Source organism: Nocardiopsis sp. SBT366 (genome assembly GCF_001083815.1).
Lineage (GTDB): Bacteria > Actinomycetota > Actinomycetes > Streptosporangiales > Streptosporangiaceae > Nocardiopsis > Nocardiopsis prasina.
Genome location: NZ_LAVM01000138.1, coordinates 1 through 7,464, shown reverse-complemented (window position 1 = coordinate 7,464; position 7,464 = coordinate 1). Strand labels below are relative to the sequence as shown.

General features: G+C 72.1%; 5 protein-coding genes. 2 read left to right on the top strand and 3 right to left on the bottom strand.

Features of this window, described 5'->3' with window-relative positions:
• Window positions 1-96 precede the first annotated feature (96 nt).
• A complete protein-coding gene (locus ADX84_RS24560; protein ID WP_049579757.1) occupies window positions 97-1,932 on the top strand; it encodes an LCP family protein in 1,836 nt (611 codons plus the stop codon).
• A 571-nt stretch (window positions 1,933-2,503) separates the two neighbouring features.
• Here ADX84_RS24560 and ADX84_RS24555 read toward each other — a convergent pair.
• Both ADX84_RS24555 and ADX84_RS24550 read right to left on the bottom strand, forming a co-directional pair.
• On the bottom strand, window positions 2,504-3,658 hold the full coding sequence (locus tag ADX84_RS24555; RefSeq protein ID WP_049579754.1) for a hypothetical protein: 1,155 nt from the start codon (window positions 3,656-3,658) through the stop codon (window positions 2,504-2,506).
• A gap of 376 nt (window positions 3,659-4,034) precedes the next feature.
• Window positions 4,035-4,883 (bottom strand): hypothetical protein, encoded by an 849-nt coding sequence (locus ADX84_RS24550; protein ID WP_049579752.1) that lies wholly within the window; start codon window positions 4,881-4,883, stop codon window positions 4,035-4,037.
• A gap of 317 nt (window positions 4,884-5,200) precedes the next feature.
• On the opposite strand from ADX84_RS24550, the gene ADX84_RS24545 reads away from it, so the two are divergent.
• Window positions 5,201-6,937, top strand: a complete 1,737-nt coding sequence (locus tag ADX84_RS24545) for a GAF domain-containing protein (protein ID WP_049579749.1) — start codon at window positions 5,201-5,203, stop codon at window positions 6,935-6,937.
• Window positions 6,938-7,129: 192 nt separating this feature from the next.
• On the opposite strand, the gene ADX84_RS24540 is transcribed toward ADX84_RS24545, so the two are convergent.
• Window positions 7,130-7,464 (bottom strand): ABC transporter permease (locus ADX84_RS24540; RefSeq protein ID WP_049579747.1); only part of this gene is annotated, 335 nt, incomplete at its 5' end.

Below are 7,464 nucleotides of genomic sequence, written 5' to 3'. Positions count from 1 at the left end.
ACCCCCGCCCTCCCCCGGACTCGGACGCGTGACCCTTCAGGGTCGGTGTCCGGCCGTTGGCACGCCCAGCCGTCCGAACTCACCGAGATTGTCACGATGCCCGCTGACGAGAACTCCGCCGATTCCGGCGCGGACCAGACACCAGACGAGAACTCCGAGCCCTCCGCTCAGGCCGAGGGCGCCGAGGAGCAGGACGTGAGGCGGGAAGGGCCGGACGAGAACGGCCCCGACTCCGCCGGTCCCGCCGACTCCGACGTGCCCGGCGAGGCCAACGAGCCAACCGAGCCCGAAGCTCCCACCGAGGAGCCTTCGGCCGAAGGCGAGCCCGCGACCAGCGGGGAGGACGCTCCGGAGACCGTCGCCATAGACGTCGACGCGCCGGTCGCGACCACGGGGTCCGGTTCGGGGGACACCGAAGCCGAACCCGGGGAGTCCTCGGAGCACAGCCCGGGTGAGGGCCCGGACGAGGCCGCGGACAAGGCCGCGGACAAGGCCGCGGACGAGGTCGCACGGGAGGACGGGGAGAAGGGCTCGGAGGAGGACTGCGACGAGACCGGCACCGCCGCCGCCTCGGTGCCGGACACCGACGGCCCGGACACCGAAGGCCCGGACACCCCGGAGCCGGGCGCCAAGGCCGCGCCGGACGGTGACGCCGAGGGGGCCGGGAGCGGGGACGACCCGGAACCGGACGCCTCACCCGCGGTCGCGGCGGCCGCGGCCACGTCGGGCAAGCAGAACAAGCGCAAGCGCAGCCGCCTGCGCAGGGTGGTCATGTGGACCTCCGCGTCCCTGGCGCTGATCCTGCTGGTCGGGGTGGGCACCGCCTACGCCTACTACTACTCGCTGCGCTCCGACATGGTGCAGCACGACATCGAGGCACTGCTCGGCGACGAGGAGCGGCCGGACAAGATCAGCGACGCCGTCAACATCCTCTTCATCGGATCTGACGGCTATGAGGAGGACAGCCCCGCCTACTCGACCGAGTTCGAGGGCGAGCGCTCCGACTCCCTGATGCTCGCGCACATCTCGCCCGACAAGCGCGTCTCGGTGGTCAGCTTCCCGCGCGACTCACTGGTGCAGCTGCCCGAGTGCGACTCCTACGGCAAGACCGAGGGCACCTACGGCTACTTCGGCATGATCAACGCCGCGATGTACCACGGCGGACCGCCCTGCGTGGTGAGGACCATCGAGACCCTCACCGACATCCGGGTCGACCACTTCGTGCACCTGAGCTTCGCGAGCTTCCGCGACGTCGTGAACGCCATGGGCGGGGTGGACATGTGCATCCCGGAGCCCATGCAGGACCGCCGCGCCAAGCTGGACCTCGACGCCGGTGACCAGACGCTCGACGGCGAGCAGGCGCTGTCCTTCGTTCGCGCCCGCTACGACATCGGCGACGGCGGGGACATGGGCCGCATCGACCGCCAGCAGATGTTCCTGGCCGCCCTGGCGGACCAGGTGACCAGCAGTGACGTGCTCAGCAGCCCGAGCAAGCTCAACGGCATACTCCAGGCGGTGGCCCAGCACAGCGCCACCGACCGCGAGCTGTCGCTGGACCGGATGCTGTCCATCGCGGTCACCATGGCCGACGTGGACCTGTCCGACATCGAGTTCCACACGGTTCCCTGGTACCAGGCGCCCTACGACCCGAACCGGGTCATGTGGCACGAGGAGGAGGCCGCCGAGCTGTTCTCCGCCGTGCGCGAGGACCGCCCGCTGCCCGAACTGCTCGCCGACGACTCTCCCGTGCCGGAGGAGCAGCCCGGGGACGAGCCCACTCCGGTCGACACCGGCTCCGAGGGCACTGAGGAGGAGGCCGAGTCCGGCGCCGCCTCCCCTGAGCCGTCCGCGCGTCCGGGCGAGGGACGCGACGCCACGTCCAACCCGTGCCAGGACGGCCTCGGCTTCGGTACCGGCGAGGACGGCTGGTAGCCACCCGCGACCGAACCGTTCACACAGAGGGCCTCCACCGCAGACAGCGGCGGAGGCCCTCTCGTCTGCGGTGGCGGGGCGGCCCCGGCGGAGGCCCCGTACATGCAGAGGGCCGTCCACCACCGCGTCGCGGGGGTCGTGTCCTGCCACTGCGCAAGGGTCGTAGCCGCCGTCCCGTGACGGCCGATGGCCGAGGCCCACACACGCGCAGGGTCGTCTCCCGCCACCCCGCAAGGGTCGTATCCGCCGTCCCGCGTGACCGCCGGTGGCCGAGGTCCGCACACGCGCAGGGTTATGTCCCGCCACCCCACATGGGTCGTAGCCGCCGTCCCGTGACCGCCGATGGACGAGGTCCGCACACACGGAGGGCCCCCGTCGCGATCCGCGACGGGGGCCCCTTCATACCCCTGGCAGGGCAGGTGCCCCGGGCGGCGGGAACTCTGGCTCTCCGCTGGTACGTGCCGGGAAACCCCCACAGTCCCCACTGGCACCACGGTCAACGGAGATGGTCCCGCTCACCGCCCGAGGCGTGGTGCGCCCGCCACGACCGACGGGCGCACGTTCGTGGTCCCTACAGTCCGAGCGGCAGTTCGAGGGGCAGGTCGCCGCCGGTCAGCTCCTCGGTGCCCAGCTCGGAGGCGAGGGGCAGCGGGGCGACCTCGGGCTTGCCCAGCTCGGGCAGGCCCTGGACGTCGACCAGGTCGCCGCCGGGCGTCTTCGGCAGCAGGTCGCCGACCAGGTCCGTTCCAGCGCCGGACATCGACAGGGTGTCCTCGACCCCCAGGCCGCTGACAGCGCCACGGACCTCACCCACGGTGTCGGTCACGGCGTCCTCAGCGGCACCCACCGTCTGCAACTCCGAGGCCCCGGACATCGGCAGGGTCTCCCCAACCCCCAGGCCGCTGACAGCCCCACGGACGTCACCCACGGTGTCAGTGACCGCGTCCTCAGCCGCACCCACCGTCTGCAACTCCGAGGCCCCGGACATGTGCAGCTTGTCCTTGACGTCCTTGGGCAGCAGGGTGGTCAGACCCCCGGTGAGGTCGGCGTTCTCGCCCGCGTCCAGACCGACCGGCCCGCTCATCGGGACGGTCTCGCCCAGCTGCTTGACGCCGAGGTCGTCCAGGCCGACCACGTCGAGGCCGGGCTGGTGCAGACCGCTCTGGGCACGGGTGCCCAGCTCGGTGACGGTGTCGTCGACGACGGAGGCACCCTCGGCCAGGTTGAGGGGGGAGCTGGGGGCGCTCAGCGGCAGGGTCTGGCCGCCGTCCAGGGAGAGGCCGTCAAGCAGGCCGGTGCCGCCGAGCAGCATGGAGACCGGGTCGACCGCGCCGCCGGCCTCGCTGAGCGGCAGGGTCTCCGTGGCCTTGCCGAGGTCCAGCGGGCCGACGTTCCCGGCGTTGTCCTTGCCGGTCGTGATCGGGGTGTCGGCGGAGACGGTGTCACCGACGACCGTCCCGACGGGGTCGCTCTGGCCGGACTGGTGCTGGATGTCGGGCTGGGCGGAGATCTTGCCGGGCTGGACCTTGACCAGGTCGCCGAGCGGCGTGGAGACGCCTTCGGTCAGGGCGGCGGGGACGTGGTTGCCCAGGTCGCCCAGGGGGAGGCCGTCCGTGACACCGCCGAGTGTGTCGGCCCCGGCGACGCCGGCGCCGAGGGCGACGAATCCAGCGGTCCCGGCGGCCACGAGCAGGGTCCGAGCAGAGGTACGGGCGGTGTGGAACATGAGTTTCCTTCCGGAGTGAGCGTGTGTTCTGTTCGAGGGGGCGCGACGGAGCGGGTGTCGTGCCCCGTCGCGCCGAACCGTCTCCCTGGCCAGGGGTTTCGGTCCTGAGGGTGGTACGGGCGAGCTCTCCGGTCGGTGAACCCCTGCGTCCCTGGTGGGGGCGAGTGGGATCGATCCGGATCCAGTCGGTCGGTCTGGCGGACCACCGGCTGACGTGAACCTCGCGATCGAGGTGCGGGGTTCACGTCAACCCCCAGAAGGTCACCGAGTGGCTGGTGCCGCTGGGAAGGGTGTGGCTTGGAAAGCCGTGCCGGGCTGATCGCGTGCGGCGCGGGACGCTCGTGGCGTGCGGCGCGGGACGCGGTCCGGTGGTCCGCTAGTCCGGAGAGAAGGTCGGCTCGTCCGCGGAGTCGGCGGGAGCCGAGCGCAGGACGTGCCGGGCGGCCTGGAACAGGCCGGGGGCGGGCGCCGGGGCGCCGGCGACGGGCAGGAACCCGGCGACGGCGGGCGCGGAGGCGGTGCCACCGGACGCGGGGGCGCTGCCGCCCGCGATGGTGGTGAGCGCCTCGGTGGAGCGGGGGGCGGAGTCGGTGGCCCGGTCGCGCTCGGTGGTGCCCTTGGCCCGGTACTCGACGGAACCGAGCTCCTGGGCCGCGGCCAGCGCTTCGGCGGCGGGCCGTTCGGCCACCGCACGGTGCTCTTCCGGGGCCTTGGCCTCGGTCTCGCGGTCCTGGCGGTCGTCCGCGGAGGGGGCGTCGTCCTCGGTTCCCGGCGCGGGTTCGGTGTCCTGCGCGGGGTCCGTGGCGACCAGTTCGGACAGGTGGTCAGGGCGCGGAAGGGAGGTTTCCCGAACCACGTCCCGCACCTGCTGGACGGGTGCGGAGGCCTCGGTCTCGACCGCACGCGCGGCCTCCGAGGCACCGTTCACCGCCTCCGTGGCGTGCTGGGTGGCGCGCTCACTCACGGTGGTGACCGCGCCGCTGAGGGAACCCCCGAGCGTCTCGGTGCCCGCCACCAGGCCGGAGGAACTCCCCACCACACCGGCGGTGAGGGGGTTGTCGGCGCCGGGCAGCTCCGAGGAGTGCGCCGGGGCGGCGGAGACGAGCCACACGGTGAACAGGACCCCGGTGAGCAGACCGGCGAGCGTCAGCGCTCGTCGGAGCGGTTCCGGGCACACGGTGGGACGGACGCCGATGGCGCCGACCGTACCGTGATATCCAGACACCGGGGCTTCCTTCCGCCGTGTGAGCCGGTCCGTTCCGGTGAGGTACCGGGGGGACGACGGGCTCGAGGGGTTCGTGTGAGTGGCACCCCGGAACCTGGGGGTGCGGGGGCGGGGCGCGAGGTCACAGAGTGCCTTCCTGCGCCGACTGACGGTGACGTTAGCATGAATTGCCGGGCCCCTGTCCTCGATTCCAAAGGAATTCCCAGCACCTCGAACAAGCTTCCTAGCAGCAAGATGTGGCAAACCGGGAAAAAACCAACGACAATTCGAGTATTAGCCCTCAACCCCTCAACGGCTCTGCGGAGGTTGAACCACACATGACCAAGATCCCCCAGAGCCACCGGTGGTCCCCGAAGTCCCTGGACGAGCTCCTCGCGGATGTGCACTCCCAGATGAACCCGGGGCTCTCCGCTCAGGGGAGGATGCACTCTCTGCTCCAGGCCGTCCTGGACATCGGTGGCGACCTGGACCTGGCGACCGTACTGCGACGGCTCACCGAGGCCGCCGCCCACCTGGCCGAGGCCAGGTTCGCCGGGCTGGGCGTGATCGGTGAGGACGGCGGTTTCACCGAGTTCATCCCGGTCGGGTTCACCCAGGCGCAGGCCGAGCGGATCGGCCGGTTCCCGCACGGCAAGGGCGTGCTCGGCACCCCCTCGTTCGAGCAGGCCACGCTCCGCCTCTCCGACCTGCGCGACCACCCGGACTTCGGCGGTTTCCCGGAGGGCCACCCGAGGATGTCCAGCTTCCTCGGTGTGCCGATCCAGGTACGCGGCGAGGTGTTCGGCAACCTCTACCTGACGGAGAAGGAGAACGGCGGGGAGTTCGACGAGGAGGACGAGACCATCGTGACCGCGCTGGCGACCGCCGCCGGTGTGGCCATCGAGAACGCCCGTCTGTACGAGGAGACCCGGCTGCGCGAGCGGTGGCTGGCCGCCTCCACGGAGATCACCACCCGACTGCTGTCGGGCGCGGACACCGACGAGGTGCTGGCCTACCTCGCCGCCCAGGCCAGGGAGATCGCTGGCGCGGACACCGCCGTGGTGATGCTGCCGGACCCGCACGCGCGGGGGCACCTGTTCGCGGAGTTCGCGGACGGCCCGATCGCCCAGGAGATCCTGGGGACGCCCGTGGAGATCCAGGACTCCGCCTGCGGCTCGGTGTACGAGTCGGGTGAGGCCGCGGCCATCCCCGACCTGCGCCAGGCCAACTGCCCCATGCTCACCCACCGCGGCTACGGCCCCGGGTTGCTCGTGCCGTTGGGCACCCCCGGCAACACCCGTGGGGTGCTCCTGCTCGGCAAGCTCTCCGAGCGGGCGCCGTTCGACTCCAACATAAGACGCATGCTGAACTCCTTCTCCGTGCAGGCGGGGGTGGCACTGGAGCTGGCCGAGGCCCGGCGGGACAGCGAGCGGATCGTGGTGTTGGAGGAGCGGGACCGGATCGCCAAGGACCTGCACGACGTGGTGATCCAGCGGCTGTTCGCGTCCGCGATGACCCTCATGAGCACGGTCCGGCTCATCGGCTCCACGGAGGCGGAGGAGCGGGTCCAGCGCACCATCGACGAGCTGGACAGCACGATCCGGGAGATCAGGTCGACCATCTTCGACCTCCAGCACCCGCCGAGCAGACGGGACACGTCGCTGCGGGGGCAGATCCTGCGGCTGGCGGAGAACACCGCGCACAGTCTGGGCTGCCACCCGGGTGTGAGCCTGGACGGCCCGATCGACGCGTCCGTGCCCGACGAGGTGGGCGAACAGCTGCTGGCGGTCCTGGGTGAGGGGTTGACCAACGTCGCCCGGCACGCGCGCGCCACGGAGGTGCACGTCTCGGTGACGGTGGAGGAGCAGTCGACCACCGGCCGACCCACCACCCTGGTCCTGACCATCACCGACAACGGGGTGGGGCTGCCCGAGGAGGGCCGCCGCAGTGGCCTGCGCAACCTGGACCAGCGGGCCCAGGCGCTGGGCGGCGGGTTCAGCGCGGGCAGGGGCGAGGAGGGTGGCACCGTGCTGGTGTGGAGGGTGCCGGTCCCGGGCTCCAACGCACAGCCGTGAGACACAACCCCGGCAGCACCCTGCCGGGGTGGAAGTACCGGTGCCGGGCTCCGACGGCACGCAGGTGTGACGCACGATCGGCTGCATCCAATCCGGTCGGCGGCCCGGACCCGGGAAGTACCGGGTCCGGGCCGCCGTGGTTCACGGACCCGGGGCTCAGACGGAGCCGGGAGCTCAGGCGGTGCCGGGAGCTCAAGCAGTGCCGAGCGCCTCGGTGGGGTGCTGCGCGGCGGCCCGCAGGGCGGGCACGATCCCGGCCACCGCGCCGATGACCACCGTCGCCGCCACCGCGCCCGCCCCCGCCCACCAGGGCAGGGAGACCGGCCAGCCGCGCAGCAGCGCGTACCCCGCTGTGGCCAGGGAACCCAGGAGCACCCCGAACACCCCGCCCAGCGCGGACAGGGCCATCGCCTCCACCAGGAACTGGCCCCGGATGTCGCGACGGGTGGCGCCCAGGGCGCGCCGCAGACCGATCTCGCCCCGGCGCTCCAGCACGGAGATGACCATCGTGTTGGCCACCCCCACCC